This window comes from Streptomyces sp. NBC_01232 (genome assembly GCF_035989885.1).
In the GTDB taxonomy this organism is placed as follows: Bacteria; Actinomycetota; Actinomycetes; order Streptomycetales; family Streptomycetaceae; genus Streptomyces.
On the sequence record NZ_CP108518.1, the window covers coordinates 2,161,329 to 2,186,844 of the forward strand.

A 25,516-nucleotide genomic window follows, 5' to 3' on the forward strand; every position below is an offset into this window, starting at 1 on the left:
CGGGGCCGATATCCTCTGTGACCATGCTCGACGACCGTACGACCGCAGAGACGATGTGGCCGACCGCGTACCCACAGGGGTACGCGGTCGTCGACGTGGAGACCACCGGGCTCGCTCGCGACGACCGGATAGTCTCCGCCGCCGTCTACCGGCTCGACGCCCAGGGCAATGTGGAGGACCACTGGTACACGCTGGTCAATCCGCGGCGGGACCCGGGACCGGTGTGGATCCATGGGCTGACGAGCGCGATGCTCTCCGACGCACCGCTGTTCGAGGACATCGCCGAGGAGTTCGCCGACCGGCTCGCGGACCGGGTGCTGGTCGCGCACAACGCCATCTTCGACTGGCAGATGATCGCCCGGGAGTACGCGCGGGCGGCGGCGACGGCGCCGGTCCGTCAGCGGCTGTGCACCATCGCCCTGTCGAAGGAACTGAACCTGCCGCTGCCCAACCACAAGCTGGAGTCGCTCGCCGCGCACTTCGGGGTGGTCCAGCAGCGCGCCCACCACGCGCTCGACGACGCCCGGGTGCTCGCGGAGGCGTTCCGCCCCTCGCTGCACGCGGCCGCGGAGGGCGGCGTACGGCTGCCGCTGCTGGAGTGCCGGCCGCTGACGGAGTGGTCGGACTCCGCCGTCACCCCGCGGGTCGGGTACCAGGCCTCCTACCGGGGCGGCAGCTGGCGGCCCTCGCGCAAGCGGCCGCCGTGCCCGCACCCCAATCCGGGGCGCTTCGAGGACGGCAAGCCGCTGAAGCAGGGCATGCGGATCGCCTTCTCCGGTGACACCTCGGTGGAGCGGGAGCTGCTGGAGGACCGCGCCGTCGAGGCGGGCCTGCACATCGCGACGAGTGTGTCGCGGCTCACGAGCCTCCTCGTGACGAACGACCCCGACTCGGCGACCTCCAAGACGGTCAAGGCGAAGAACTTCGGCACGCCGGTCGTCGACGAGGCGGCCTTCACCCAGCTGCTGCGGGACGTGGCCCCGGCCGAGTCCTGAACCGGAGGGTGCGTTGCGCCGGCCGGGTGCAGGCACGGCGACTCACCCCGCTGGATCTTGTTCCGTACCGTCCCCGTGCGCAGCATTCCGCCCATGGCACGTTGTGAGGTCTGCGGAAACGATTACGGCATGTCCTTCGAGGTGCACGCGCAGGGCGCCGTGCACGTCTTCGACTGCTTCTCCTGCGCCATCCACCGCATGGCGCCCGTCTGCGAGCACTGCCGGGTCTCGATCATCGGCCAGGGCGTCGAGGTGGAGGGACAGTGGTTCTGCGGGGCGCACTGCGCCCGGGCGGAGGGGAAGGTGGGCATCGTCGACCGCGTCTGACTCCCCCGCGTTCCGATCGCCGGCCCGCCACCCCCGTTCCGTACGCCACGACCCCGGACGGCCACCCGGCCTCCGGGGTCCTTCGCGCTGCAGGTACCGTCGTGGGCGTGTACCGCTTTGTGCTGACCCGGCAGTGGGTGTTCCTCACCCTGATCGCCCTCGCCCTCATCCCCGTGATGATCAAGCTGGGGTTCTGGCAGTACCACCGCCATGAGCACCGCGTCACGCAGAACCAGCTGATCGAGGCGAACCTGCGGGCGGAGCCGGTCCCCATGGCCGAGGTCACCTCCCCCGGTCACCGGGTCCCGCGCGCGGACTTCTGGCGCGCCGTCACCGCGACCGGCACGTACGACTCCGCGCACGAGGTCGTCGTACGGATGCGCACCGACGCCGACGACAAGGTCGGCTTCCACGTCCTGACCCCGCTGGTCCTCTCCGACGGCCGGGTGGTCCTGGTCAACCGGGGCTGGGTGCCCGGCGGCGACGACCCCCGCGCCTACCCGCCGGTGCCGGCCGCACCCACGGGCGAGGTCACGGTCACCGGCCGGCTCAAGGGCGACGAGACGAGCGGCGGCAGCGGGATCAAGGACCGCAAGGGCCTGCCCGACCGCCAGGTGATGCTGATCAACAGCACGCAGCAGGCGCAGTACCTGGGCAGGCCGGTCCTCGGCGGGTACCTGGAACTCACCGCTCCGGCCCCGGCGGACGGCGGCCCGGAGACCATCCCCGACCCGGACCACGACTCGATCGGCCCGCACATGGCGTACGCCGTCCAGTGGTGGCTGTTCACCGGCGCCGTTCCGGTGGGCTGGGTGATCCTCGTACGGCGCGAGAAGCGCGAGCGCGAGGAGGAGGCGGCCGGGGCCGAAGCCGCCCGGCAGGAGCCGGCGACGGCGTAGCGTGTCGGCATGGATCTTGGACTGAAAGACCGTGTCTACATCGTCACCGGGGCCACGCGCGGCCTCGGCCTCGCCTCCGCCCGGGAACTGACCGCCGACGGCGCGAAGGTCCTCCTGACGGGCCGGGACGAGAAGCGGGCGGCCGACGCCGCCGCCGGGCTCGGCCCGAACGCGGCCGGCGTGGCGGCCGACAACTCCGACCCGGAGGCGGCCGCGCGCCTGGTGGCCACCGCCCGGGAGCGCTTCGGCCGCCTCGACGGAATCCTCATCAGCGTCGGCGGCCCCACGCCGGGCTTCGCGGCGGACAACACCGACGAGCAGTGGGCCACGGCCTTCGAGTCGGTCTTCCTGGGCGCGGTCCGCCTCGCCCGGGCGGCGGCCGCCGAGCTGGGCGAAGGCGGGGTCATCGGCTTCGTCCTGTCGGGCTCGGTCCACGAGCCGATCCCCGGCCTGACCATCTCCAACGGCCTGCGCCCCGGCCTCGCGGGCTTCGCGAAGTCCCTCTCGCTGGAGCTCGGACCGCGCGGGATCCGCGTCGTCGGCCTGCTTCCGGCGCGCATCGACACCGACCGCGTGCGCGAGCTCGACGCGCTGTCCGGTGACGCCGCAGCCGCACGGGCGGGGAACGAGTCCCGCATCCCGCTGCGCCGGTACGGCGCCCCGGAGGAGTTCGGCCGCACGGCGGCCTTCCTCCTCTCCCCCGCGGCCTCGTACCTGACGGGCGTCATGCTCCCGGTCGACGGCGGCTCCCGGCACGGCTTCTGACCGGTCGCGACCTTCGGCTACGTCACGCGCTGGGCCCGGTGGGACGTCACTTTGAGGCGGGCCTCCGCGGGCAGTTCCGGGAGGCCCGCCGAGGTCCGGGCGTGGGTCAGGACCGGTCCGGCCACGGCGGCCAGGGCGTCGGCGGGCACCGCGTGGGGTTCCAGTTCCAGCGCGACCCGCAGTGCGGGCGAGTCGCGCCGCCCGCGCAGTGCGACCCGGCAGCCGGCGACGCCCTCCAGGGCGCCGGCCTCCGCGGCCACCGCTTCCTCCAGGGCGCGCCCGCGCAGCAGGGCGAACGCCCCGTCCCCGGTGTCCACGACCACCGCCGACAGCCGTGAGCGCCGCAGTTGGGACAGCAGCCACCACAGCGCGAGCAGCACGCACACCGCGAGCCCGGCGAGCACCGCCCACCACCAGCCGCCCGCGTGCCAGTACCGGTCCCTGGTCTCCTCGCTCAGCAGCGGCACGTGGCGGCCGTGCAGCGGCCACCGGCCCGTCAGCACCACTACGCCGGCCGCCAGCAGGACCGCTCCGGTCACCGCCAGCAGGATCCGGTTCACCGTCCCGAGCATCCCGCTCACCTCCTGACCCGTACCCTCGGCTGCGGCGGGTGCGCGAGGCCCAGTTCCTCGATGCCGACGGCGAGCACCTCGTCCAGGTCGGCCCGTACGTCGTCCAGGTCGCGGAAGTGCGAGGTGGCCCGCACCCCGACGCGTTTGCGGCCCACCTTGACCCGGACCGACCGCACTCCGGACACCTCCATGGCCCGGTCCCGCAGGATCTGCGCGGCGTCCTTGCGGCCGAGCCCGGCCCGTACGCCCGTTCCCGGCTCCGGAGGCCGCATCGCCAGGACCCCGCGCAGCCCGGGGGCCAGGGCCAGCAGCAGGAGCACCGCCCCGGCCAGCACCAGGGCTCCCGCGACCAGCTGGACGCCCAGGTCCGCGGGGGTGTGCACGGCCAGCCGGTCGGCGAGGTCGCGGCGCCAGCTCATGCCGGGGCGGTCGGCCCGCAGGGCGGCCAGGTCGTACAGGAACAGGGCCGTCACCCCGAGCACGACCAGGGCGGTGAGCGCGGCGGGCACCCGCCGGGCCGAGCGGAACCGGCGGACCGGGCCGGTACCGGGAGCCGTCACCGCAGCCGCCGGTCCCGCCCGGCGGCGGTCCGGGTGTGGGTGGAGTGCAGGTGCTCGATGTCGATGTCCACCTCGGGCACGGACATCGACGCGCACTCCTCGATGCGCAGGGCGACCTGGCGGCGTACGGCCGCGCACTGGGCGGCCAGGTCGGAGGGGTAGTCCAGCTCCAGGCTCACCCGGACCCGTGCGATGTCGTGGTGCACGGTGACGGTGGCGTGCGCTGGCGCGCCCGAGGCCGTGTCGAGCACTTCACGGGCGGCCTGGGCCGCGATCTTGGCGACGACCCGGTCGGCGATCCGGGTGGCACCGCGGTCGGCGGCGGCGACCCGGGGCGGGGCGGAGCGCGGTGGGCTGCTGCTACTGCTGCTCATCCGCGCCTCACCCGCGCCGGTCGTCACGGCGGCGGAACAGGTCACCGGGTTCCAGGTCTCCGTCGAGGAAGCGTCCAGCGACGAAACCGATGGCGCCGAGGGCCGCCACCAGCAGAAAGGCTCCGAAGCCGCCGAAGTAGCCGGCGAACGCCAGGGCCATGCCGGCGAACATTCCGGCGATCGCCATGCTCATGCGGGCTCCTCTCGGCTACTGGAGACGGGATTCCGGCTCCTCGTCGGGCTCATCGGGCAGCTTGACGTCGCTGACCGCGATGTTGACCTCGACGACCTCCAGGCCCGTCATCCGCTCGACCGCCGAGATGACGTTCTCCCGCACCGCCCGCGCGACGTCGCGGATCGACACGCCGTAGTCCACGACGATCTCCAGGTCGAGGGCCGTCTGGACCTCGCCCACCTCCGCCTTGACCCCGCGGCTGACCCCGGACTTCCCGCCACCGGGCACCCGGTCGCGGACGGCGCCGAAAGTGCGGGAGAGGCCGCTGCCGCTGCCCATGGCGTGCACGCCGACCACCTCGCGGGCGGCCAGACCGGCGATCTTCTCGACCACCCCGTCGGCGATGCTCGTGCGTCCCCGGTCGCCGGGCTCCTTGCCGGAACCCCCGGATGCGGATTCGGTCATCGCGTGTCCCTTCGCATGGGTGGCGGACTCACTCCGCTCCACGTTAGGCGCCCGACCGCTCCGGCGCCCCGGGACTACGCCGGTCGGCTGGCCGACTTTCCCGGGGCTCCGGCCGTACCGCGGACCGTCAGTCGGACAGGCCCGCCAGGTCCCGCAGGCGGCGGGCCTGGGCCGCACGCTCGGCGGCGCGCTGGTCGTCGTAGGGGCGCGACTGTGCGGCGCGCAGCAGCGCCTTCGTCTCGATCACGGCGTCGCGCGGCGGGGCCACCAGGGCCGTGGTGAGGTCCTGGACGGCTGCGTCGAGCTCGTCGGCCGGGACCACGAGGTTGGCGAGGCCGACCCGCTCCGCCTCCTCGGCGTGCACGAAGCGGCCCGTCGCGCAGATCTCCAGGGCGCGGGCGTAGCCGACCAGGGAGGTCAGGGGCTGGGTACCGGCCAGGTCGGGGACCAGACCCAGGCTGGTCTCGCGCATGGCGAACTGCACGTCGTCCGCGACCACGCGCAGGTCGCACGCGAGCGCGAGCTGGAAGCCGGCGCCGATCGCGTGCCCCTGCACGGCGGCGACGGAGATGATGTCGTTACGCCTCCACCAGGTGAATGCCTCCTGGTACTCGGCGATCGTGGAATCGAGCAGTTCGTCCGAACCGCGTGCCAGATCGAGGAAGGACGGCTCGCCCTCGAAACCTTCGGGGGTGAACGCCTGCCGGTCGAGCCCGGCGGAGAAGGACTTGCCCTCACCGCGCAGCACGACGACCCGGACGGTGCCCGGCAACAACCTCCCGGCCTCGGCCAAAGCCCGCCAGAGCGCGGGGGATTGGGCATTTCGCTTGGCCGGATTGGTCAGTGTCACCGTGGCGACCGTGTCGTCGACGGTGAGTCGTACGCCGTCCTTGTCGAGCAGAGCCATCACTCATGCCTCCGGTGTGCAGTCGGCCGCAAGCTCGGCCTAAGTGACTGCACAGTAACCACCCAGCCGACCGGAAGGCCGACCGGGGGTCACCGAAGGAACCGTCGGATCATGATGAACCTTGGAGCAGGTGAAGCGTCGGAACCGATGGGACCGGGGGTCAGGCCGTTGCCGCCTTCTTGCCGCGTGTCGCGCCACCGCGACCACGTAGCGATACCCCGGACTCACTGAGCATCCGGTGGACGAATCCGTAGGACCGGCCGGTCTCTTCGGCCAGCGCCCGGATACTCGCACCGGAGTCGTACTTCTTCTTCAGGTCTGCCGCGAGCTTGTCGCGCGCGGCGCCGGTTACCCGGCTGCCCTTCTTCAGAGTCTCGGCCACCCGTGCCTCCTCATGGGAAGTGCGCTCTGGACTTCTCATGATCACCCCTCCCACGCTTCCTGGCCACCCATTCAGCAAGGTCGGTACGACGGCATTTCCCGAGCGGTGGACACACGAGCAGAACGGAATCTCCTCTTCCGCCGCATGACTTCCGTCACACTCCGCTGCCCCCGTCGGGAATCGCCAGGTCAGGGGCGCGGAAGCAGAAAACGAACGGCCCCGGGCGCGCACCCTGACGGGTGCGGCCGGGGCCGTCGTACGACGCGCAACGGTACGAGACCGTCTCACTCAGATGATGGATCACCCGTGAGCCGAATGATCCATAAGGAATTGGATCAGAAGCGGAACGGGAACCGGAACCCGGTCAGGCGAGGGCCACCAGGTCCCGGTAGTCCGGTCCCCACAGGTCCTCGACGCCGTCCGGGAGCAGGATGATCCGCTCCGGTTCCAGCGCCTCGACGGCGCCCTCGTCGTGCGTGACGAGGATGACCGCACCCTTGTACGTGCGCAGCGCGCCCAGGATCTCCTCGCGGCTGGCCGGGTCGAGGTTGTTCGTGGGCTCGTCGAGGAGCAGCACGTTCGCCGAGGAGACGACCAGCGTGGCCAGGGCCAGACGGGTCTTCTCACCGCCGGAGAGCACCCCGGCGGGCTTGTCCACGTCGTCCCCGGAGAAGAGGAAGGAGCCGAGCGTCTTGCGTACGGCGACCAGGTCCAGGTCGGGCGCGGAGGAACGCATGTTCTCCAGGACCGTGCGCTCCGGGTCCAGGGTCTCGTGCTCCTGGGCGTAGTAGCCGAGCTTGAGGCCGTGGCCGGGGACGACCGTGCCGGTGTCCGGCTTCTCGGTGCCCGAGAGCAGGCGGAGCAGGGTGGTCTTGCCGGCGCCGTTGAGGCCGAGGATGACGACGCGGGAGCCCTTGTCGATGGCCAGGTCGACGTCGGTGAAGATCTCCAGCGAGCCGTAGGACTTCGACAGGCCCTCCGCGGTCAGCGGGGTCTTGCCGCACGGCGCCGGGTCCGGGAAGCGGAGCTTGGCGACCTTGTCGGACACGCGGACGGCGTCCAGGCCGGCCAGCAGCCGGTCGGCGCGCTTGGCCATGTTCTGCGCGGCGACCGTCTTGGTGGCCTTGGCGCGCATCTTGTCGGCCTGCGAGTTCAGGGCCGCGGCCTTCTTCTCGGCGTTCTGGCGCTCGCGCTTGCGGCGCTTCTCGTCGGCCTCGCGCTGCTGCTGGTAGAGCTTCCAGCCCATGTTGTAGACGTCGATCTGGGAGCGGTTGGCGTCCAGGTAGAAGACCTTGTTGACGACCGTCTCGACCAGGTCGACGTCGTGGGAGATGACGATGAAGCCGCCGCGGTAGGTCTTCAGGTAGTCGCGCAGCCAGACGATCGAGTCGGCGTCGAGGTGGTTGGTCGGCTCGTCGAGGAGCAGGGTGTCGGCGTCCGAGAAGAGGATCCGGGCCAGCTCGACGCGGCGGCGCTGGCCGCCGGAGAGGGTGTGCAGGGGCTGGCCGAGCACGCGGTCGGGCAGGCCGAGGGCGGCCGAGATGGTCGCGGCCTCCGCCTCGGCGGCGTACCCGCCCTTGGTCAGGAACTCCGTCTCCTGGCGCTCGTACTGCTTCATCGCCTTGTCACGGGTGCCCCCGCTGCCGGTCGCGATGCGCTCCTCGTTGGCACGCATCTTCTTGATCAGCACGTCGAGGCCGCGCGCGGACAGGATCCGGTCGCGGGCCAGCACGTCGAGGTCGCCGGTGCGCGGGTCCTGCGGGAGGTAGCCGACCTCGCCCGAGCGGGTGATCAAGCCGCCGGCGGGCTGGCCCTCGCCCGCGAGGCACTTGGTGAGCGTGGTCTTGCCCGCTCCGTTGCGGCCGACCAGGCCGATGCGGTCGCCCTTGGCGACGCGGAAGGAGGCGGACTCGATGAGGATGCGGGCGCCGGCGCGCAGCTCGATGCCGGTGGCGGTGATCACGGAAATACTCCAGGGCGGGTGGGGACGGCGGAAGGGGGGCAGGACGCGATGCTTCGACGCCGCTAATCCGCGAGGAGATTTGCCATGAGAGACATTCTAGCGGGGGTGTGCAACTGGTTTCGGGGCGCGGGCCGGGCCGGCCGGCACGCCGGGGCCACCGCTTCGTATCCCCCGTTCGGCCCAGCGGCGCCCCGGGGGCGGCTGAAGCGCGTACCAGGATGAATGGGTTGATACTCGCCGCATGGGCGCAGCCGCGAGCGTGCCCGTTCCACCAGCGGAGGGCGGTGCGGGATGCAGTTCGACGACGACGCCAGACTCGACGGCTCCGGAGTCGAGGACAGGCGCGGCGGCAGCCGCATCCCGGGAGGGAAGGCCACCGTCGGCGGCGGCATCGTCGGGCTCATCGCGCTGATCATGGGGCTCCTGTTCGGGGTGGGTCCGGACCAGCTGGGGCTGGCCCCCACCGAGGAGCCGGTGCCGACGGCCTCGACCGCCGAGCGGATGCAGCAGGCCTGCGCCTCGGGCAAGGACGCGAACACGCGGGAGGACTGCCGGCTGGAAGCGGTCACCCGGAGCACCCAGGACTTCTGGAGGCAGGAGTTCGCCAGGCGCGGCGGCCGGTACAGCCCGTCGACGACGGTGTTCTTCGAGAACCGGACGAACACCGGGTGCGGGATGGCCACCGCGGCGGTGGGCCCCTTCTACTGCCCCGCGGACCGGAAGGTCTATCTGGACCTCGACTTCTTCAACGACCTGCGGACGAAGTTCGGCGCGAGCGGCGGCCCCTTCGCACAGGCGTACGTGATCGCCCACGAGTACGGGCACCACATCCAGAACCTGACCGGAACGCTCCAGCGGGCCCAGGACGGCCGGCAGGGCCCGAACAGCAACGCGGTCAAGGTCGAGCTCCAGGCCGACTGTTACGCCGGGGTGTGGGCGCACAACGCGACGAACGTCGCGGACGCCTCCACCGGGCGGCCGCTGATCAAGCTCCTGACCGAGGACGACATCAGGGACGGGCTGGACGCGGCGGCGGCGGTCGGCGACGACCGGATCCAGGAGAAGTTCCAGGGCCGGGTGACCCCGGAGTCCTGGACGCACGGCTCGGCCGAGCAGCGCCAGCAGTGGTTCTACCAGGGCTACCGCACGGGCGACATGGCCCAGTGCAACACCTTCCGCTGACTGTCGGTCCCGCCTGCCATGCTGGTGTGACGCGGGTCACCGTCACGAGAGGGAGTGATCGTCATGGCAGGCGTTCCGTCCATCTGTCCCACCCTGGTCTACCGCGACGCGAAGGCGGCCATCCGGCTGCTGACCGAGGCCTTCGGATTCAGCCAGATCGCCGTCTACGAGGGTGAGGACGGGTCGGTGACGCACGCCGAGCTGGCATACGGCAACGGCGTGGTGATGCTGGGCAGCTCGGGCACCGGCGGGGTCTTCGACAAGGCCATGGAGGGCGCCGGCCCCTCGGGGGTCTATGTCGTCGTCGACGACGTGGACGCCCACCACCGTCGGGCCGTCGAGCACGGCGCGGAGATCGTGATGGAGCCCACCGACCAGGACTACGGCTCGCGCGACTACATGGCCCGGGACGCCGAGGGCAACGTCTGGAGCTTCGGGACGTACGCGCCGCAGGTCTGACCCCGCGGCGCGCCCGCCCCCTGCCCGATTCCCGCCTTCCCGTGGTGCCGGCTTCCTACGGAGTCACTCGCCGCCGGTGTGGACCTGGAAGGCCGCCCGGCGGACCGCTTTGGCCAGCGTCGGGTCGGGGTGGGCCGCGGCCAGCGCGACCAGCACCTGCACCGTACGCGGATGGCCGACCGCACGGACCTCGTCCAGCAGCCGGGGCACGGTGGTCCGGACGGCCGAGTCCAGGTGCCGGGCCAGCAGTTCGGCCTCACCGTGGTCGGCGATGGCGGCCGCGGTGTCCACCCAGAGCCAGGTCGACTCCTCGGCGGTCAGGACGTACTGCGCCTCGTCCGGGTCGATCCCGTCGTGCTCGGCGAGCCAGAGCAGGGCGTAGGGACGCAGGGCGGGCTCGCGCACGGCGGAGCGCACCTCGGGTTCGGCGGGGGCGCCCACCACGCGCAGCGCCTCGAAGGCGAGGCCGCGCAGCAGGGCGTCCTCGCCGCGGGCGGCCTGCAGGAGCTCGGCCACGGCATGGCCGACGGGCCGGGCGGCGAGCCATGCCTGGTACTCGGCGCGGGCCGGGCCCGGGGTGAGGCGTGCGCAGCCGTGCAGCATGGCGGCGGCGGACTGCTCGATGTTCCCGGCGGGGCTCTGCGCCGCGACGCAGATCTGCTCCAGCTTGACCCAGACGGCCCAGCTGCCGAGCGGGGTGAGCGCGGCCCGGGCGGGACCGAGGGTGACGGCGTCCACGGCGGCGAGTCCGCCGAGCGCCCAGCGCAGCAGCCGGGCGAGCGGGACGGGGCGGGCCTCCGCGGAACCTGCGGCCGAGGTGAGCGCCACCGCGGAGGTCGGCGCCACCGCGGGCTCGGCCTCGTAGGGGATCTCGCACCGTTCGTCGCGCAGTTCGGTGACGCGCTGCCCGAGCAGGTCGAGCAGGTCGGGGACGGTCACCGGGCCGGCGGACAGCTGGAGGAGGGAGAGGAGTTGGGGCATCGCCTCGACGACCTCGGCGACGGCCGAGGGGGCGATGTCCGCGGGAGCGGGGTGGACCAGCGACCAGGCGTCGAAGAGCGCGACCCAGCCGCGCAGTACGGCGGTGTCGTCCCGGTCCCAGGCCCGCAGCCGCCAGCCGGGCCGGGCGTGACCGCCGTGCACCTCGACCAGTCCGGCGAGCCGGGCGCGGTCCCAGCCGACCTGGATCTGGCCGTGCGTCAGTCCCAGCTCTCCGGCGGCGCGTTCGACGTCGGCCGGGGGCAGGGCGCCCGTCGGGGCGGGCCGGCCGCCGTCTCCGGCGCCGAGGTTGTGCTCGGCCCAGCGGGTCAGGCGTACGGCGTCGGCGAGCGAGGCCCGGGCCCGGTTCGCGAGGTCGGCCGTGGCGGGTGTACCCGCCGGGGGCCGGGGCGCGGGACGGGTGCGTCGGTCGGTCACCGCCTTGCGGGCCGCGGCGACGGAGCGCGGCGAGACGAGTCGGAGTCTGGAGTCGCGAGCCAACTGCTCATCAGGCTTTCGGGACGTCACGGAAGCAGTCTCGCCCGTCACTGGCCGAAAGCCCAAACGGAACCAGCCGTTGCCACCGGCCGCCTGCAGTGCAGACCGGGACAAGCCGCCCGCAGGGCCCTGTCCGTCACAGGGCCTTCACATGACGGGCCTTCATCCTGGCCCTCGTCCGGGCCTTCTCGCGGGTGTTCACCCGGCCTTCACATGAGGGGGGTGAGGAAGCGGCGCAGGGCCTCCTCGTAGCCGGCCGGGTCGGCGTTCCACATCGCGCCGTGGCCGGCCCCGTCCACGGCGTGCAGGGTGACGAGGTCGGGGCGGGCGGCGGCGAGCCGCCGGGAGGGCTCCCAGGGGGCGAGCGCGTCGTCCGGGCCGTGGAAGATCAGTACGGGGACGCGCAGCGCGCCGGGGTCCGCGCCCGCCGGCCGGCGGTCGACGCGCAGGCCCGCGCGGCCCTCTGCGGCCCGCACCGCCAGCGGAAGCAGCACGGACGGAGTGCCGCGCGCGGCCGCGAGTCCGCGCAGGGTGGCGTGCCAGTCGAGCACCGGCGAGTCCAGCACCAGTCCTGAGATCACATGGGACAGCGCCGAGCGCTCGGCGGCGTGCAGCGCCATGGTGGCGCCGGTGGACCAGCCGTGCAGGACCACGCGGCGGGCTCCGTACCGCACGGCGTAGCGGATGGCGGCGTCCAGATCCCGCCATTCCGATTCCCCGAGGTGACCGAGGCCGTCCGGGGAGGCGGGGGCGCCGAGGTCGCCCCGGTAGCCGAGGTCCAGGACGGGCAGCTGGTGGCGGTGCAGGAAGGGCATGACGACCATCGGGTGCTCGCGGCTGCTGCCGAGGCCGTGCACGGTGATCACCCAGGTGTCCCGGACCGCGGGCACGAACCAGGCGGGCAGGGCGCCGAGCTCCCCGGGGACGTCCACGTCGGCGTGCTCGAGCCCGAGGGCGGTGCCCGGGTTGCCGACGTACACCTGGGGGGTGAGGGAGACCCGCGTGCCGGGGCCGAGGGTGCCGTGGGTGACGGAGACGAGCCGCCGCACGACGGCGTCCGGGCCGGGGTCGGCGTCGGGGAGCACGGGTCCGACGACGGCGTGCACGCCGGGTGCGACCAGGCCGTAGGTGCCGGGGCGCAGGGAGGCGAGCGAGCGGGTGAGGGTGATGCGGTCGGCGGCGGCCGAGTGGACGCTGAGCTTCGGCCCGCCGGGGAGCGGACGTCCGGGTTCGGGCCGCAGGGCCGCGTCGGCGGCGTGCCTGCCGACGGCGACGGCGGCCGCGCCGGCAACCAGGAGGGTCGTGGTGACGGCCGCAGCCGTTGCTGTCGCGGTTCGCACGGCTCCAGTGTCGCGGCGCGGCCTCGGGCGGGCCACCGGAGGAGATCCCTCCGCCATCTGCGAGGGTGGAGTGATCTGGGTCTCATTCGGGGCCGGAGAGGGGGGATCGTATGCAGGGCGGAGTGCCCGCGGAGGGGTTCATTCACCCGCCTTTGACGTGCATTAATGGCGTTATCTGCGCCAGAATCAGGACGAATGACGCGATCACCCCCCGGGCCAGTACACCGCCCCGCCCGAGTCAGTTCATCTTCCGTTCATCCAGGTTGCCTACGGTCGCCGAGCCACTGACGTCAAACAGAAGCCTGGGTAAATGGAGCACATAACGCTTCTCCTCGGGATCGTGATCATTACCGCTCTCGTGTTCGACTTCACGAACGGTTTCCACGACACGGCCAACGCGATGGCCACCACCATCTCGACCGGCGCCCTCAAGCCCAAGACGGCGGTGGCCATGTCCGCCGTGCTCAACCTCGTCGGCGCGTTCATGTCCGTGGAGGTCGCCAAGACGATCTCCAAGGGACTGGTCAACGAGGACGGCATCCAGCCAGAGGTGATCTTCGCCGCCCTGGTCGGAGCGATCCTCTGGAACCTCGTCACCTGGCTGGTCGGGCTCCCCTCCAGCTCCTCGCACGCCCTGATGGGCGGCCTGATCGGTGCCGCGGTCGCCTCCGCCGGCCTCGGCGCGGTCAACGGCAGCGTCATCGTCACCAAGGTCCTCATCCCCGCGATCGCCGCCCCCCTGGTGGCCGGCATCGCCGCGTACCTGGCCGCCAAGGTCACGTACCGGATGGGGAACAAGGTCGGCGAGAAGACCTCCGCCAAGGGGTACCGCGCCGGTCAGATCGCCTCGGCCGGTCTCGTCTCCCTCGCGCACGGCACCAACGACGCTCAGAAGACGATGGGCATCATCACCCTGGCCCTCATCGCCGGCGGCGCGATCGCGCCCGACGCGAACCCGCCGGTCTGGGTCATCGTCTCCGCCGGACTCGCCATCGCGATGGGCACCTACCTGGGCGGCTGGCGCATCATCCGCACCATGGGCAGTGGCCTGACCGACCTGCAGCCGCAGCAGGGCTTCGCCGCCCAGACCTCGGCCGCGTCCGTCATCCTCGCCTCCTCCAACCTGGGCTTCTCGCTCTCCACCACCCACTCGTGCTCCGGTGCGGTCATGGGTGCGGGCCTGGGCCGCAAGGGCGGTGTGGTCCGCTGGTCCACCGCGACCCGCATGTTCGTCGCCTGGGGCCTGACCCTGCCGGCCGCCGCGCTGGTCTCGGCCGGTGCCGAACTGGTCATGCGCATCGGTGACGTCGGCATCGCCGCGGTCACGCTCTTCCTGATCGGCTCCTGCCTGGCCATCTGGCTCATCTCGCGCCGCCAGGTCGTCGACCACAACAACGTCAACGAGGTGGAGCCGGCCCACGCCGAGGAGCCGGGTGTCGTCACCACGGCGATCGCCGCGGTCACCGTCCCGCCGACCGTCGCCGCAGCCGGCATCGGCACCCCCCTCGCCGGTACGACCGCCGCGGTCACGGACGAGGACCTGAAGGCCACCATCCCGGCCGCGACGCAGACCCCGGCGGCTCCGGCCGCCGCGGTCTGACCGAGACACACAGAGGAACGGCAGTATGAAGATCGACTGGGAAGCGCTCGGCTCCGTCTTCGGGGTCAGCCTCCTCGCCACCGTCGCCCTCGTGGCCCTCTTCACCCTGGGCCTGGTGGGCCTGTCCAAGCACGAGACCGCGACCGAGCAGGGCGGCACCGCCACCCTCGCCCGTACCGGCGCGTACGCCTGCTTCGCGCTCGTCGCGGCGGCCGTGACGTACGGGATCTACCTGATCGTCGCCTGATCCGCCGCCCCGCGGCCGGCCAGGCGTGAAGGCTCCCTCCGGGTTTGTCCCGGAGGGAGCTTTTCGCATCCCGGGCCCCCCACGGCACCGCAGGTCAACGGCGAGTTGACGGGCTTCGCGGTGCATGGTGGACTGCCCGAGCCATTACGGCGGCATGGAGAGGAAGTCCGGTGCGAATCCGGCGCGGTCCCGCCACTGTCACCGGAGCACTCGGGCCGAGTGCGACCGGGAGCCAGGAACTCTCGCCGCCAGACACGTCGAACCAGGGCGCGGACCCTGAGTGAGGACATACCTGTCACCATGCGTGCCGATCGCGTTTTCGCGTACGGCGCCACGGCGGGCCTGATCGGCGACCGGATCCTCGGTGATCCGCGCCGAGGGCACCCCGTGGCCGCCTTCGGAAAGGCCGCCGCCGCCGTCGAGCGCTCCCTGTGGCGCGACGACCGCTCCCGGGGCCTCCTGCACACCCTGGTGTGCGCCGGGGGCGCGGCCGCCGTCGGGGCGCTGGGCGCCCGCGCCGTGCGCTCCCGGCCCGCGGCCGCCCGTATCGCCCTGACCGCCGCCGCCACCTGGGCCGTCGTGGGAGGCACCTCGCTGGGCCGGGAGGCCCGCGCCATCGGCGGGGCGCTCGCCGCCGGGGACATCGAGGTGGCCCGGGAGCGGCTGCCCCACCTGTGCGGGCGCGACCCGCAGGCCCTGGACGGGCAGCAGATGGCCCGCGCCGTCGTGGAGTCCGTCGCCGAGAACACCTCCGACGCGGTGGTCGGGGCCCTGGTGTGGGGCGCCGTCGCCGGAGTCCCCGGCCTGCTGGCCTTCCGCGCCGTGAACACCCTGGACGCGATGGTCGGCCACAAGTCCCCCCGCTACCTGCGCTACGGCTGGGCCTCCGCCCGGCTCGACGACCTGGCGGGCTGGCCGGGGGCCCGGCTGACGGCGGTCGCCGCCGTACTGGCCGGCCCCGACCGGCGGGGCGCCGTACGAGCCTGGCGCGCGGACGCCGCCGCCCATCCGAGCCCCAACGCCGGACCCGTCGAGGCCTCCTTCGCCGGGGCGCTGGGCGTCAGACTGGGCGGGACCCTCGCGTACGGCGGCCGGGTCGAGCACCGGGCGGTATTGAACGGCGGGGCGGGGCGGCCGGTGGAGGTCGCGGACATCGAGCGGGCGGTACGGCTGTCGCGGCAGGTGAGCTGGCTGGCGCTGGGTGCCTGTGTGGCCGTCCGGCTGCTGGTCTCCCGTACGACGAAGAAGGGGCGGCGCGCATGAGCGGCGCGAAGCGCGGCGGGGGTCTGCTGGTCGCGGGCACCACATCGGACGCGGGGAAGAGCGTGGTCACGGCGGGGATCTGCCGCTGGCTGGCCCGGCAGGGCGTGAAGGTGGCGCCGTTCAAGGCGCAGAACATGTCGCTGAACTCCTTCGTGACCCTGGAGGGCGCCGAGATCGGGCGCGCCCAGGCGATGCAGGCCCAGGCGGCCCGCGTGGAGCCGACCGCGCTGATGAACCCGGTGCTGCTCAAGCCCGGCAGCGACCGCAGCAGCCAGGTGGTGCTGCTGGGCAAGCCGGTGGGCGAGATGAGCGCCCGCGGCTACCACGGCGGGCGCCAGGAGCAGTTGCTCGGCATCGTCACGGACTGCCTGGAGCAGCTGCGGGGCACGTATGACGCCGTGATCTGCGAGGGGGCGGGGAGTCCGGCCGAGATCAACCTGCGCCGGACCGACATCGTGAACATGGGCATCGCGCGGGCCGCGCGGTTCCCGGTGGTGGTGGTCGGCGACATCGACCGCGGCGGGGTCTTCGCGTCCTTCTTCGGTACGACGGCGCTGCTGTCGGCCGAGGACCAGTCGCTGATCGCCGGGTACATGGTCAACAAGTTCCGCGGTGACGTGTCGCTGCTGGAGCCGGGCATGGAGATGCTGCGCGGCCTGACGGGCCGGGCCACGTACGGGGTACTGCCGTTCCAGCACGGGCTGGGCATCGACGAGGAGGACGGCCTGCGGGTCTCCCTGCGCGGGGCGGTACGGGAGTCCGTGGTCGCGCCGCCGGTGGGCGAGGACGTGCTGCGGGTCGCCGTGTGCGCGGTTCCGCTGATGTCGAACTTCACGGACGTCGACGCGCTCGCGGCGGAACCGGGCGTCGTGGTGCGGTTCGTGGACCGGGCCGAGGAGCTGGCCGACGCGGACCTGGTCGTCGTACCCGGCACCCGGGGCACCGTCAAGGCCCTGCAGTGGCTGCGGGAACGCGGGCTCGCGGACGCACTGCTGCGCCGGGCCGCCGAGGGGCGGCCGGTCCTGGGCATCTGCGGCGGGTTCCAGGTGCTCGGCGAACGGATCTCCGACGAGGTCGAATCGCGGGCGGGCGAGGTCGACGGCCTCGGACTCCTCCCCGTACGGATCCGGTTCGAGCGGGAGAAGACCCTGGCACGGCCCTCGGGGACGGCGCTCGGCGAGGAGGTGTCCGGCTACGAGATCCACCACGGCGTGGCCGAAGTGCTCGGCGGCGAGCCCTTCCTGGACGGCTGCCGGGTCGGCCCGGTGTGGGGCACCCACTGGCACGGCTCACTGGAGTCGGACGGCTTCCGCCGGGCGTTCCTGCGGGAGGTGGCCGCGGCGGCGGGCCGGCGCTTCGTCCCGGCGCCGGACACGTCGTTCTCCGCCCTGCGGGAGGAACAGCTGGACCTGCTGGGCGACCTGATCGAGGAACACGCGGACACGCATGCGCTGCTGAAGCTGATCGAGGGTGGATCCCCTGCGGGCCTGCCCTTCATCCCTCCGGGCGCACCATGACGGGCTCAGCCCCGCACATTCGGCCCCGCCGGCGACCCGGGCGCGGGGGGCCGGGGGCGGAGCCCCCGCAACGGCGCCGCAGCGGCACCCGTACCGGCCCGCGCACTCGTACCGGCCCGCGCACACCGACACGTACCCGCACTGAGAGAGGCAACGCATGAGCACGCCCTACCCGTTCACCGCAGTGGTCGGCCAGAGCGACCTGCGGCTGGCGCTCCTGCTCAACGCCGTGAGCCCGGCGGTCGGCGGGGTGCTCGTGCGCGGCGAGAAGGGGACCGCCAAGTCCACCGCCGTCCGCGCGCTGTCCGCGCTGCTGCCGCAGGTGGACGTCGTATCGGGTTGCCGGTTCAGCTGCGCGCCCGCCACGCCGGACCCGGCCTGCCCGGACGGCCCGCATGAGTCCGGCCCCGGCGGCGCGCGGCCGGCCCGCATGGTGGAGCTGCCCGTCGGCGCCTCCGAGGACCGTCTCGTCGGCTCGCTCGACATCGAACGGGCCCTCGCCGAGGGCGTGAAGGCGTTCGAGCCCGGACTGCTCGCCGACGCCCACCGCGGGATCCTCTACGTCGACGAGGTCAACCTGCTCCACGACCACCTGATCGACCTGCTGCTGGACGCCGCCGCGATGGGCGCCTCGTACGTGGAGCGCGAGGGCGTCTCGGTCCGGCACGCCGCCCGCTTCCTGCTCGTCGGCACGATGAACCCCGAGGAGGGCGAGCTCCGCCCGCAGCTCCTCGACCGGTTCGGGCTCACCGTCGAGGTGGCCGCCTCCCGCGAGCCCGCCCAGCGCGTGGAGGTGGTCCGCCGCCGGCTCGCCTACGAGGACGATCCCGCGGGCTTCGCGACCCGCTGGGCCGGGGACGAGCACGAGGTCCGCGCCCGTGTGGTGGCCGCCCGGGCGCTGCTCCCGAAGGTCTCGCTCGGCGACAACGCGCTCCTGCAGATCGCGGCGGCCTGCGCCGGGTTCGAGGTCGACGGCATGCGGGCCGACATCGTGATGGCGCGGACCGCGACCGCCCTGGCCGCCTGGGCCGGGCGTACCGAGGTGCGCAAGGAGGACGTCCGGCAGGCCGCCCTGCTGGCGCTCCCCCACCGCCGGCGCCGCAACCCCTTCGACGCGCCCGGGATCGACGAGGACCTGCTCGACCGGATCCTGGACGAGTTCCCCGACGAGGAGCCCGAGCCGGAGCCCGAGCCGGACCCCGAGCCCGGTCCGGGCACCGAGGGCCCCGAGGACGACGGCCCCGGGGACGGCGGTCCTGACGGCGGTGGCGGCCTGCCCCCGCAGGGCGGCGAACCCGAGGACCCCGGCCCCTCGGCCGAAACCCCCGAAACCCCCGAGACCCCCGGAACCCCCGGAACCCCCGAAACCGGCGAGGCCCCCGCCGAGGCCCCGCAGCCCTCCGCCCAGGAGGCCGGCGGGCCCGAGCAGGCCGCCGTGCGCGCCGCCGAGCCGTTCCGGACCAGGATGCTCAGCGTGCCCGGCCTCGGCGAGGGCGCGTCCGGACGCCGGTCGCGCGCCCGCACCGCCCACGGCCGCACCACCGGCGCCCAGCGTCCGCGCGGGCACCTGACGAAGCTGCACCTGACCGCGACCATCCAGGCCGCGGCCCCGCACCAGAGGGCACGGGGCCGCGACGGGCGCGGTCTGGTGATCCGCAAGGACGATCTGCGCCAGGCCACGCGGGAGGGCCGGGAGGGCAACCTCGTGCTCTTCGTCGTCGACGCCTCGGGCTCCATGGCCGCCCGGCAGCGCATGAGCGCGGTCAAGGGCGCCGTGCTCTCGTTGCTCCTCGACGCCTACCAGCGCCGGGACAAGGTCGGCCTGATCACCTTCCGCGGGGCCTCGGCCGAGCTGGCCCTGCCGCCGACCTCCTCGGTGGATGCGGCAGCGGCCCGGCTGGAGCAGCTGCCGACGGGCGGCCGCACCCCGCTGGCCGCCGGACTGCTCAAGGCCCACGAGGTGCTGCGGATCGAGCGGCTGCGGGATCCCTCGCGCCGGCCGCTGCTCGTGGTCGTCACCGACGGGCGGGCCACCTCGGCCGGGAACGCCGGGGGCCGTACGGACAGCAGCCCGCGGGAGCTCGCCGGGCACAGCGCGCGGCTGCTGCAGGCCGCAGGCGTCGCCTCCGTCGTCGTGGACTGCGAGTCCGGGCCGGTCCGGCTGGGGCTGGCGGGCGTACTGGCGCGGGACCTCGGCGGGCCCTCCGTCACGCTCGACGGGCTGCGGGCCGACTCGCTGGCCGGGCTCGTGAAGAACGTACGTACCGCGGTGGCATCCACCGCTTCACCCAACAGCAGCAACAGGAGGGCCGCTTAATGCCTCAGGGACAGCCGTCCGTCGTTCCGGACGACGGGCTCACGACGCGCCAGCGCCGCAACCGTCCGCTGGTCTTCGTCCACACCGGCCCCGGCAAGGGCAAGTCGACGGCGGCCTTCGGGCTGGCGCTGCGCGCCTGGAACCAGGGCTGGCCGATCGGGGTGTTCCAGTTCGTCAAGTCGGCGAAGTGGAAGGTCGGCGAGGAGAACGCGCTCAAGGTCCTCGGCGCCTCCGGCGAGGGCGGCTCCGTCGTCTGGCACAAGATGGGCGAGGGCTGGTCCTGGGTCCAGCGGGACGCGCAGCTCGACAACGAGCAGGCGGCCAAGGAGGGCTGGGAGCAGGTCAAGCGCGACCTGGCCGCCGAGACGCACAAGCTGTACGTGCTCGACGAGTTCGCCTACCCGATGCACTGGGGCTGGATCGATGTCGACGAGGTCATCGAGGTGCTCCGCAACCGGCCGGGCACGCAGCACGTGGTGATCACGGGCCGCAACGCGCCGGAGAAGCTGGTGGAGTTCGCGGACCTCGTCACCGAGATGACCAAGGTCAAGCACCCGATGGACGCCGGCCAGAAGGGCCAGAAGGGCATCGAGTGGTGACTTCGTTCGACATCCCCCGGCTGGTCATCGCCGCTCCATCGTCCGGCAGCGGCAAGACCACCGTCGCCACGGGCCTGATGGCGGCCTTCTCGGAGCGCGGCCTCGCGGTGTCCCCGCACAAGGCCGGGCCCGACTACATCGACCCCGGCTACCACGCGCTGGCCACCGGCCGCCCGGGACGCAACCTCGACGCCTTCATGTGCGGGCCCGACCTGGTCGCCCCGCTGTTCGCGCACGGGGCGGCCGGGTGCGACCTGGCCGTGGTCGAGGGCGTGATGGGGCTCTACGACGGGGCCGCGGGCCGGGGTGAACTGGCGTCGACGGCGCAGGTCGCGAAGCTGCTGCGGGCGCCGGTGGTGCTCGTGGTCGACGCGTCCTCGCAGTCGCGGTCGGTGGCGGCCCTGGTGCACGGCTTCGCGTCCTTCGACCCGCAGGTGCGGCTGGGGGGCGTGATCCTGAACAAGGTCGGCTCCGACCGGCACGAGGTGATGCTGCGGGAGGCCCTGGAGGAGGCGGGGATGCCGGTCCTCGGCGTCCTGCGGCGGGCTCCGCAGGTGGCCACGCCCTCGCGCCACCTGGGGCTGGTCCCCGTGGCCGAGCGGCACACCGACGCGCTGGCCTCGGTGTCGGCGCTGGCCGCGCAGGTGCGGGCGGGCTGCGACCTGGACGCCCTGATGGCCCTGGCCCGCACGGCCCCGCAGCTGGACTGCGAGGCGTGGTCACCGGACCGGGCCGCGCCGGCTGCCGGGGCGCCGGGTCCGGAGCGGAGCCCCGGCCGGAGGCCGGTGATCGCGGTCGCGGGAGGGGCCGCGTTCACGTTCTCCTACGCCGAGCACACGGAGCTGCTCACGGCCGCCGGAGCGGAGGTCGTCACCTTCGACCCCCTGCGGGACGAGGCGCTCCCCGAGGACACCACCGGCCTGGTGATCGGCGGCGGCTTCCCGGAGATGTACGCGCCCGAGCTGTCCGCCAACGAACCGCTGCGGGCGGCCGTCGCCGCCTTCGCCGGGGCCGGCGGCCCGGTGGCGGCCGAGTGCGCCGGGCTGCTGTACCTCGGGCGGTCGCTGGACGGGAAGCCCATGTGCGGGGTGCTCGACGCCGACGCGCGGATGTCGGAGCGCCTCACCCTCGGCTACCGCGAGGCGGTGGCGGTGTCCGACAGCGCGCTCGCGCAGGCCGGCACCCGGCTGCGCGGGCACGAGTTCCACCGGACGGTGATCGAGCCGGGCGCCGGGGCGACCCCGGCCTGGGGGTTCACGCACCCGGAGCGCCGGGTCGAGGGCTTCGTGCAGCAGGGCGTGCACGCCAGCTACCTGCACACGCACTGGGCGGCGGAGCCGTCCGTCGCGCGCCGCTTCACGGAAGCCGCGGCAGCACGGCGGTGACCTCCGTCCCGCGCCGGCGTTCAGTCCGCGATGCCCACCACCAGCCAGATCCCGGCCACCCCGCCCACCGTGCACATCAGCGTGGACAGGGCGGGGTGCTTGTGGTGTGCCTCGGGCAGGATCTCGGCGGACGCGAGGTACAGCAGGACGCCCCCGAAGAAGCCGAGGTAGGCGCCGAGGGGTTCCTCCGGAAGTGTGAACAGCAAAGTGGACGCCGCGCCCACGACCGGGGCGACGGCGTCGGCGTAGAGCATCAGCAGGGCCTTGCGGCGGTCGTTCCCGTAGACCCTGGTGAGCGTGTACGTGTTGAACCCGTCGGCGAAGTCGTGGGTGATGACGGCCAGCGCGACGGCCACGCCCATCCCTCCGCCGACCTGGAAGGCCGCGCCCAGGGCCACGCCGTCGGCCAGGCTGTGGCCGACCATGGCCGCGGCCGCGGTCAGTCCGACCTGGGGGACGCGCGCACTGCCCTCGATGCCTTCCTCGGCCCCGTGCGCGGCCTGGCGGACGGCGAGCAGCCGTTCCACGACGTGCGCGACCAGGAAGCCGGCGACGAAGAGCAGCAGGGCGAGCGGGACCCCGAACACCTCGTCACCCGCCGCGTGGAGGGCCTCCGGGAGCAGGTCGAGGCCCACGACGCCGAGCATGAGCCCGCCGGCGAGGCCCAGCACGAGGTGGCGGCGGTCGGTGACGCGCTGCGCCGCCCAACCTCCCGCCAGGGTCATCAGGAACGCGCCCAACGCCACGATCACGGCCATGTGCCCCTGAATACAGATTCCTCGCCGCGGGCGCACGTCCGTGCGCGGGTGGCGGGCGGCGGAGTGTTGACGACCGGGCTGCGGACGCCGGTAATGGGCCGGAGGCGGTGTTGGTGACGGTGGCTACGGAGGGAGGATCCCCGGTGGGCGAGTACACGACGCAGGTGGTGGTCGGGGTCGGCGGACGCGCGGGGGTCTCCGTCGCGGAGGTCTGCGCCCTGGTCGAGGAGACGCTGCGGGGGGCCGGGCTGGCCGTGGGGGCGGTGACGGCACTGGCCACGGTGGAGTCGAAGGCGGACGAGCCCGGGATCACCGGTGCGGCGAAACGTTTCGGCGTTCCCCTGGTGAGCTACCCGGCCGAACGGCTGGCCGCCATCGCCGTTCCGCATCCCTCGGAGGCCACGCGCACGGCCGCCGGGACCCCGTCGGTGGCGGAGGCCGCCGCCCTCGCGAACGGCGGGGAACTCCTCGTGCCCAAGAGGCGGTCGGTGGCGGCGACCTGCGCGGTGGCCACGGCGCACGCGCACGACCTGCGCCACCACGGGGACGCCGAGGTGATCGACGCGGGCTCCGCGCTGGTGGACCTGGCGGTCAACGTACGTGCGCAGACGCCGCCGGACTGGCTCAAGCAGCGGATCGCCGCCTCCCTCGGGGATCTCGCCGCATACCCCGACGGGCGGCCCGCCCGCGCGGCGGTGGCGGCTCGGCACGGGCTGCCGGTCGAGCGGGTGCTGTTGACGGCCGGGGCCGCGGAGGCCTTCGTACTGATCGCGCGGGCCCTGGGAGCCGTACGGCCGGTCGTGGTGCACCCGCAGTTCACCGAGCCGGAAGCGGCCCTGCGGGACGCGGGGCACCGGGTCGAGCGGGTGGTGCTGCGGGCCGCGGACGGCTTCCGGCTCGACCCCGCGGCCGTTCCCGAGGACGCGGACCTGGTGGTGATCGGCAATCCGACCAACCCGACGTCCGTGCTGCACCCGGCGGGAACGCTGGCGTCGCTGGCACGGCCGGGCCGGATCCTGGTGGTGGACGAGGCGTTCATGGACGCCGTCCCGGGCGAGCGGGAGGCCCTGGCCGGCCGGATGGACCTGCCGGGGCTGGTGGTGCTGCGGAGCCTGACCAAGACGTGGGGGCTGGCGGGGCTGCGGATCGGCTACGTGCTGGCCGAGCCCGAGGTGATCGCGCAACTGGCGGCCGCGCAGCCGCTCTGGCCGGTGTCGACCCCGGCGCTGGTGGCGGCCGAGGCCTGTGTGGCTCCGGCGGCGCTGGCCGAGGCGGAGGAGGCGGCCCGGCGGATCGCGGTGGACCGGGCGCATCTGCTGGCCGGGCTGGCGGAGTTCGACGAGGTGACGGTCGTCGGGGAGGCGGAGGGGCCGTTCGTCCTGATCCGGGTGGCGGCCGGGGCCGAGGTCCGCACCCGGCTGCGCGCGCTCGGCTTCGCCGTCCGCCGCGGGGACACCTTCCCGGGGCTGGACCACTCCTGGCTGCGGCTGGCGGTGCGCGACCGGGCGACGACGGGCCGGCTGCTGCAGGCCATGGACCACGCCCTCGCACTGACCGGGCACTGACCCGGCGGCGATCGCGGGCCGGTTCCGCGCCGGTGCCCGATTCACCCGTACGGCCGCGTGCCATGGTGGAGGGCGCGGGGCCGGACGAGAATCCCCGCATCGGCGTACGACATCGGGGGTCGGGAATGAAGGCATCCGCCAGGATCGGCGCGGCGCTGGCCGGGCTGGCCGTAGTGGGCGGCGGGATCTACGCCGTACCGCGGCTGCTCGACAGCGGCGCGGCGCCCGCCACGGAACAGCGGCTCCGGGGCGAGCCGGGGCAGGGCGAGGCGGGGCAGGGCGAGGCGGGCCGGCCCGAGGAATCCGCCGCCGCTCCCGCCGCCGGGAAGCCGTTCACGCTGGTGGCGACGGGCGACATCATCCCGTACCCCTCCATAATCCAGCGGTCCGCGGACGACGCGGACACGGCCGGAGGGCACGACTTCCGGAAGATACTCGCCGGGGTCAAACCCCTGGTCTCCACCGCCGACCTTGCGATATGCCACCACGAGATACCGTACGGCCGCCCCGGCGGCCCCTACACCGGCTATCCCACCTTCAAGGCCCCGCACCAGCTCGCGGACGCCCTCAAGGACGCCGGGTACGACAGCTGTTCCACCGCCTCGAACCACACCCTGGACGACGGCTACGAGGGCCTCGCCCGCACCCTGGAGCACCTCGACCGCGTCGGCGTCCCGCACGTCGGGTCGGCCCGCAGCGCCGAGGAGGCCAGGAACCCGGCACTGATGGCGGCGGGCGGCGCGAAGGTCGCCCAGCTCTCCTACACGTACGGCACGAACGGCATCCCGCTTCCCGAGGGCAAGCCGTGGGCCGTCAACCTGATCGACAAGGACCGGATCATCGCCGACGCCCGGGCCGCGCGGGCGGGTGGTGCGAACGTGGTGGTGCTGAGCGTCCACTGGGGCACCGAATGGCAGACGGCGCCCGACGAGCAGCAGAAGGAACTGGCGCAGGCGCTGACCGCCTCCCGCTCGGCCGACGGCCTCCCCGACATCGACCTGATCATCGGCACGCACAACCACGTTCCGCAGCCCTACGAGAAGATCAACGGCACCTGGGTGGTCTTCGGCATGGGCGACCAGGTCGCCAGTTTCGTCCCGGCCGACAAACTCCGCGGCAACCAGTCCTCGGTCCCCCGCTTCACCTTCTCCCCGGCGGCCGGCCGTCCTGGCCGCTGGGAGGTGGTGAAGGCCGAATTCCTCACGCAGTACTCGGACATGGGGCCTCCGTTCCGCGTCGTGTGCACCTCCTGCGCGGCCTCGGACACCTCGCTCCCGGACGCGAAGTTGAGCGAGTACGCGCGGATCGACCGGCAGGTCACCGAAGCGGTGATGTCACGCGGCGCGGGCGGGCAGGGACTGGAGCACGCGGCCCGCTGAGCACGCCGCCCATCGAGCACGCCGCCCGCTGAGCACGTCGTCCGC

26 protein-coding genes and 1 riboswitch are annotated in these 25,516 nt (G+C 73.4%); of the genes, 15 read left to right on the plus strand and 11 right to left on the minus strand.

Translation table 11 applies throughout. The features are described 5' to 3' along the window. The first annotated feature begins 17 nt into the window (after positions 1-17). From OG444_RS10165 to OG444_RS10180, 4 genes are all read left to right on the plus strand, one after another. Complete coding sequence (locus tag OG444_RS10165; RefSeq protein ID WP_327261850.1) at positions 18-995, plus strand: DEDDh family exonuclease; 978 nt, start codon at positions 18-20, stop codon at positions 993-995. Positions 996-1,088: 93 nt separating this feature from the next. Further along, positions 1,089-1,322: a hypothetical protein gene (locus OG444_RS10170; RefSeq protein WP_078938101.1), complete on the plus strand. Its 234-nt coding sequence runs from the start codon at positions 1,089-1,091 to the stop codon at positions 1,320-1,322. A gap of 107 nt (positions 1,323-1,429) precedes the next feature. Next, positions 1,430-2,221, plus strand: a complete 792-nt coding sequence (locus tag OG444_RS10175) for an SURF1 family cytochrome oxidase biogenesis protein (protein WP_327261851.1) — start codon at positions 1,430-1,432, stop codon at positions 2,219-2,221. Positions 2,222-2,230: 9 nt separating this feature from the next. After that, complete coding sequence (locus tag OG444_RS10180; RefSeq protein WP_327261852.1) at positions 2,231-2,986, plus strand: SDR family oxidoreductase; 756 nt, start codon at positions 2,231-2,233, stop codon at positions 2,984-2,986. Between the two features lie 17 nt (positions 2,987-3,003). On the opposite strand, the gene amaP is transcribed toward OG444_RS10180, so the two are convergent. The 8 genes from amaP to OG444_RS10220 form a co-directional block, all read right to left on the minus strand. Next, complete coding sequence (amaP, locus tag OG444_RS10185; RefSeq protein ID WP_327261853.1) at positions 3,004-3,558, minus strand: alkaline shock response membrane anchor protein AmaP; 555 nt, start codon at positions 3,556-3,558, stop codon at positions 3,004-3,006. A 5-nt stretch (positions 3,559-3,563) separates the two neighbouring features. Beyond that, positions 3,564-4,118, minus strand: coding sequence for a DUF6286 domain-containing protein (locus OG444_RS10190; RefSeq protein WP_327261854.1), 555 nt, complete (start codon positions 4,116-4,118; stop codon positions 3,564-3,566). After that, a complete protein-coding gene (locus OG444_RS10195) occupies positions 4,115-4,492 on the minus strand; it encodes a hypothetical protein (protein ID WP_327261855.1) in 378 nt (125 codons plus the stop codon). The genes OG444_RS10190 and OG444_RS10195 overlap by 4 nt, the downstream gene beginning before the upstream one ends. Positions 4,493-4,499: 7 nt before the next feature. After that, a complete protein-coding gene (locus tag OG444_RS10200; RefSeq protein ID WP_030762666.1) occupies positions 4,500-4,685 on the minus strand; it encodes a hypothetical protein in 186 nt (61 codons plus the stop codon). A 15-nt stretch (positions 4,686-4,700) separates the two neighbouring features. Continuing rightward, positions 4,701-5,132: an Asp23/Gls24 family envelope stress response protein gene (locus tag OG444_RS10205; RefSeq protein WP_327261856.1), complete on the minus strand. Its 432-nt coding sequence runs from the start codon at positions 5,130-5,132 to the stop codon at positions 4,701-4,703. 127 nt (positions 5,133-5,259) lie between these two features. After that, a complete protein-coding gene (locus OG444_RS10210; RefSeq protein WP_327261857.1) occupies positions 5,260-6,039 on the minus strand; it encodes an enoyl-CoA hydratase/isomerase family protein in 780 nt (259 codons plus the stop codon). 160 nt (positions 6,040-6,199) lie between these two features. Next, positions 6,200-6,421: a helix-turn-helix domain-containing protein gene (locus OG444_RS10215; RefSeq protein ID WP_030010789.1), complete on the minus strand. Its 222-nt coding sequence runs from the start codon at positions 6,419-6,421 to the stop codon at positions 6,200-6,202. A 364-nt stretch (positions 6,422-6,785) separates the two neighbouring features. Next, positions 6,786-8,384 carry an ABC-F family ATP-binding cassette domain-containing protein gene (locus OG444_RS10220; protein WP_327261858.1) on the minus strand — a complete coding sequence of 533 codons (1,599 nt, stop codon included), beginning with the start codon at positions 8,382-8,384 and terminating at the stop codon, positions 6,786-6,788. A 291-nt stretch (positions 8,385-8,675) separates the two neighbouring features. Here OG444_RS10220 and ypfJ point away from each other — a divergent pair, with 291 nt between their 5' ends. Together ypfJ and OG444_RS10230 are read left to right on the plus strand one after the other, a co-directional pair. Then, on the plus strand, positions 8,676-9,566 hold the full coding sequence (ypfJ, locus tag OG444_RS10225) for a KPN_02809 family neutral zinc metallopeptidase (RefSeq protein ID WP_327261859.1): 891 nt from the start codon (positions 8,676-8,678) through the stop codon (positions 9,564-9,566). A gap of 63 nt (positions 9,567-9,629) precedes the next feature. Further along, the gene (locus tag OG444_RS10230; RefSeq protein WP_327261860.1) at positions 9,630-10,025 is read left to right on the plus strand and encodes a VOC family protein; all 396 of its coding nucleotides are present in this window, start codon (positions 9,630-9,632) and stop codon (positions 10,023-10,025) included. A 63-nt stretch (positions 10,026-10,088) separates the two neighbouring features. Here the strand turns inward: OG444_RS10230 and OG444_RS10235 are convergent, their stop codons facing one another. Then, positions 10,089-11,531 carry a hypothetical protein gene (locus OG444_RS10235; RefSeq protein ID WP_405788432.1) on the minus strand — a complete coding sequence of 481 codons (1,443 nt, stop codon included), beginning with the start codon at positions 11,529-11,531 and terminating at the stop codon, positions 10,089-10,091. 179 nt (positions 11,532-11,710) lie between these two features. Next, positions 11,711-12,841 (minus strand): alpha/beta hydrolase family protein, encoded by a 1,131-nt coding sequence (locus tag OG444_RS10240; RefSeq protein ID WP_327261861.1) that lies wholly within the window; start codon positions 12,839-12,841, stop codon positions 11,711-11,713. 310 nt (positions 12,842-13,151) lie between these two features. Between OG444_RS10240 and OG444_RS10245 the strand changes: the two genes are divergently transcribed. The 7 genes from OG444_RS10245 to OG444_RS10275 all read left to right on the plus strand — a co-directional run bounded on the left by OG444_RS10245 (position 13,152) and on the right by OG444_RS10275 (position 21,769). Beyond that, positions 13,152-14,441: an inorganic phosphate transporter gene (locus OG444_RS10245; RefSeq protein ID WP_327261862.1), complete on the plus strand. Its 1,290-nt coding sequence runs from the start codon at positions 13,152-13,154 to the stop codon at positions 14,439-14,441. A gap of 25 nt (positions 14,442-14,466) precedes the next feature. Next, on the plus strand, positions 14,467-14,688 hold the full coding sequence (locus OG444_RS10250) for a hypothetical protein (protein WP_327261863.1): 222 nt from the start codon (positions 14,467-14,469) through the stop codon (positions 14,686-14,688). A 101-nt stretch (positions 14,689-14,789) separates the two neighbouring features. Next, a riboswitch (cobalamin riboswitch) is annotated at positions 14,790-14,952 on the plus strand. A 36-nt stretch (positions 14,953-14,988) separates the two neighbouring features. Continuing rightward, complete coding sequence (locus OG444_RS10255) at positions 14,989-15,951, plus strand: cobalamin biosynthesis protein (protein ID WP_327261864.1); 963 nt, start codon at positions 14,989-14,991, stop codon at positions 15,949-15,951. After that, entirely contained in the window at positions 15,948-17,468 is a 1,521-nt protein-coding gene (locus tag OG444_RS10260) for a cobyric acid synthase (protein ID WP_327261865.1), read from the plus strand. Before OG444_RS10255 ends, OG444_RS10260 begins: the two co-directional genes overlap by 4 nt. 157 nt (positions 17,469-17,625) lie before the next feature. Beyond that, the gene (locus OG444_RS10265) at positions 17,626-19,785 is read left to right on the plus strand and encodes a putative cobaltochelatase (protein ID WP_327261866.1); all 2,160 of its coding nucleotides are present in this window, start codon (positions 17,626-17,628) and stop codon (positions 19,783-19,785) included. Beyond that, positions 19,785-20,384: a cob(I)yrinic acid a,c-diamide adenosyltransferase gene (gene cobO / locus OG444_RS10270; protein ID WP_161296251.1), complete on the plus strand. Its 600-nt coding sequence runs from the start codon at positions 19,785-19,787 to the stop codon at positions 20,382-20,384. Before OG444_RS10265 ends, cobO begins: the two co-directional genes overlap by 1 nt. Continuing rightward, positions 20,378-21,769, plus strand: a complete 1,392-nt coding sequence (locus OG444_RS10275; protein WP_327261867.1) for a cobyrinate a,c-diamide synthase — start codon at positions 20,378-20,380, stop codon at positions 21,767-21,769. Before cobO ends, OG444_RS10275 begins: the two co-directional genes overlap by 7 nt. A 20-nt stretch (positions 21,770-21,789) precedes the next feature. Here the strand turns inward: OG444_RS10275 and OG444_RS10280 are convergent, their stop codons facing one another. Then, the gene (locus OG444_RS10280) at positions 21,790-22,527 is read right to left on the minus strand and encodes a ZIP family metal transporter (protein WP_327261868.1); all 738 of its coding nucleotides are present in this window, start codon (positions 22,525-22,527) and stop codon (positions 21,790-21,792) included. Between the two features lie 143 nt (positions 22,528-22,670). On the opposite strand from OG444_RS10280, the gene cobC reads away from it, so the two are divergent. Further along, positions 22,671-24,092, plus strand: a complete 1,422-nt coding sequence (cobC, locus tag OG444_RS10285) for an Rv2231c family pyridoxal phosphate-dependent protein CobC (RefSeq protein ID WP_327261869.1) — start codon at positions 22,671-22,673, stop codon at positions 24,090-24,092. Between the two features lie 125 nt (positions 24,093-24,217). After that, positions 24,218-25,471: a CapA family protein gene (locus OG444_RS10290; RefSeq protein ID WP_327261870.1), complete on the plus strand. Its 1,254-nt coding sequence runs from the start codon at positions 24,218-24,220 to the stop codon at positions 25,469-25,471. Positions 25,472-25,516: the final 45 nt, after the last annotated feature.

Coding starts and splice junctions, on each gene's coding strand:
- OG444_RS10170 (WP_078938101.1), top strand. CDS start 1,089: ATGGCACGTTGTGAGGTCTGCGGAAACGATTACGGCATGTCCTTCGAG.
- OG444_RS10180 (WP_327261852.1), top strand. CDS start 2,231: ATGGATCTTGGACTGAAAGACCGTGTCTACATCGTCACCGGGGCCACG.
- amaP (WP_327261853.1), bottom strand. CDS start 3,558: ATGCTCGGGACGGTGAACCGGATCCTGCTGGCGGTGACCGGAGCGGTC.
- OG444_RS10195 (WP_327261855.1), bottom strand. CDS start 4,492: ATGAGCAGCAGTAGCAGCAGCCCACCGCGCTCCGCCCCGCCCCGGGTC.
- OG444_RS10200 (WP_030762666.1), bottom strand. CDS start 4,685: ATGAGCATGGCGATCGCCGGAATGTTCGCCGGCATGGCCCTGGCGTTC.
- OG444_RS10205 (WP_327261856.1), bottom strand. CDS start 5,132: ATGACCGAATCCGCATCCGGGGGTTCCGGCAAGGAGCCCGGCGACCGG.
- OG444_RS10210 (WP_327261857.1), bottom strand. CDS start 6,039: ATGGCTCTGCTCGACAAGGACGGCGTACGACTCACCGTCGACGACACG.
- ypfJ (WP_327261859.1), top strand. CDS start 8,676: ATGCAGTTCGACGACGACGCCAGACTCGACGGCTCCGGAGTCGAGGAC.
- OG444_RS10230 (WP_327261860.1), top strand. CDS start 9,630: ATGGCAGGCGTTCCGTCCATCTGTCCCACCCTGGTCTACCGCGACGCG.
- OG444_RS10245 (WP_327261862.1), top strand. CDS start 13,152: ATGGAGCACATAACGCTTCTCCTCGGGATCGTGATCATTACCGCTCTC.
- OG444_RS10250 (WP_327261863.1), top strand. CDS start 14,467: ATGAAGATCGACTGGGAAGCGCTCGGCTCCGTCTTCGGGGTCAGCCTC.
- OG444_RS10255 (WP_327261864.1), top strand. CDS start 14,989: ATGCGTGCCGATCGCGTTTTCGCGTACGGCGCCACGGCGGGCCTGATC.
- OG444_RS10260 (WP_327261865.1), top strand. CDS start 15,948: ATGAGCGGCGCGAAGCGCGGCGGGGGTCTGCTGGTCGCGGGCACCACA.
- OG444_RS10265 (WP_327261866.1), top strand. CDS start 17,626: ATGAGCACGCCCTACCCGTTCACCGCAGTGGTCGGCCAGAGCGACCTG.
- cobO (WP_161296251.1), top strand. CDS start 19,785: ATGCCTCAGGGACAGCCGTCCGTCGTTCCGGACGACGGGCTCACGACG.
- OG444_RS10280 (WP_327261868.1), bottom strand. CDS start 22,527: ATGGCCGTGATCGTGGCGTTGGGCGCGTTCCTGATGACCCTGGCGGGA.
- OG444_RS10290 (WP_327261870.1), top strand. CDS start 24,218: ATGAAGGCATCCGCCAGGATCGGCGCGGCGCTGGCCGGGCTGGCCGTA.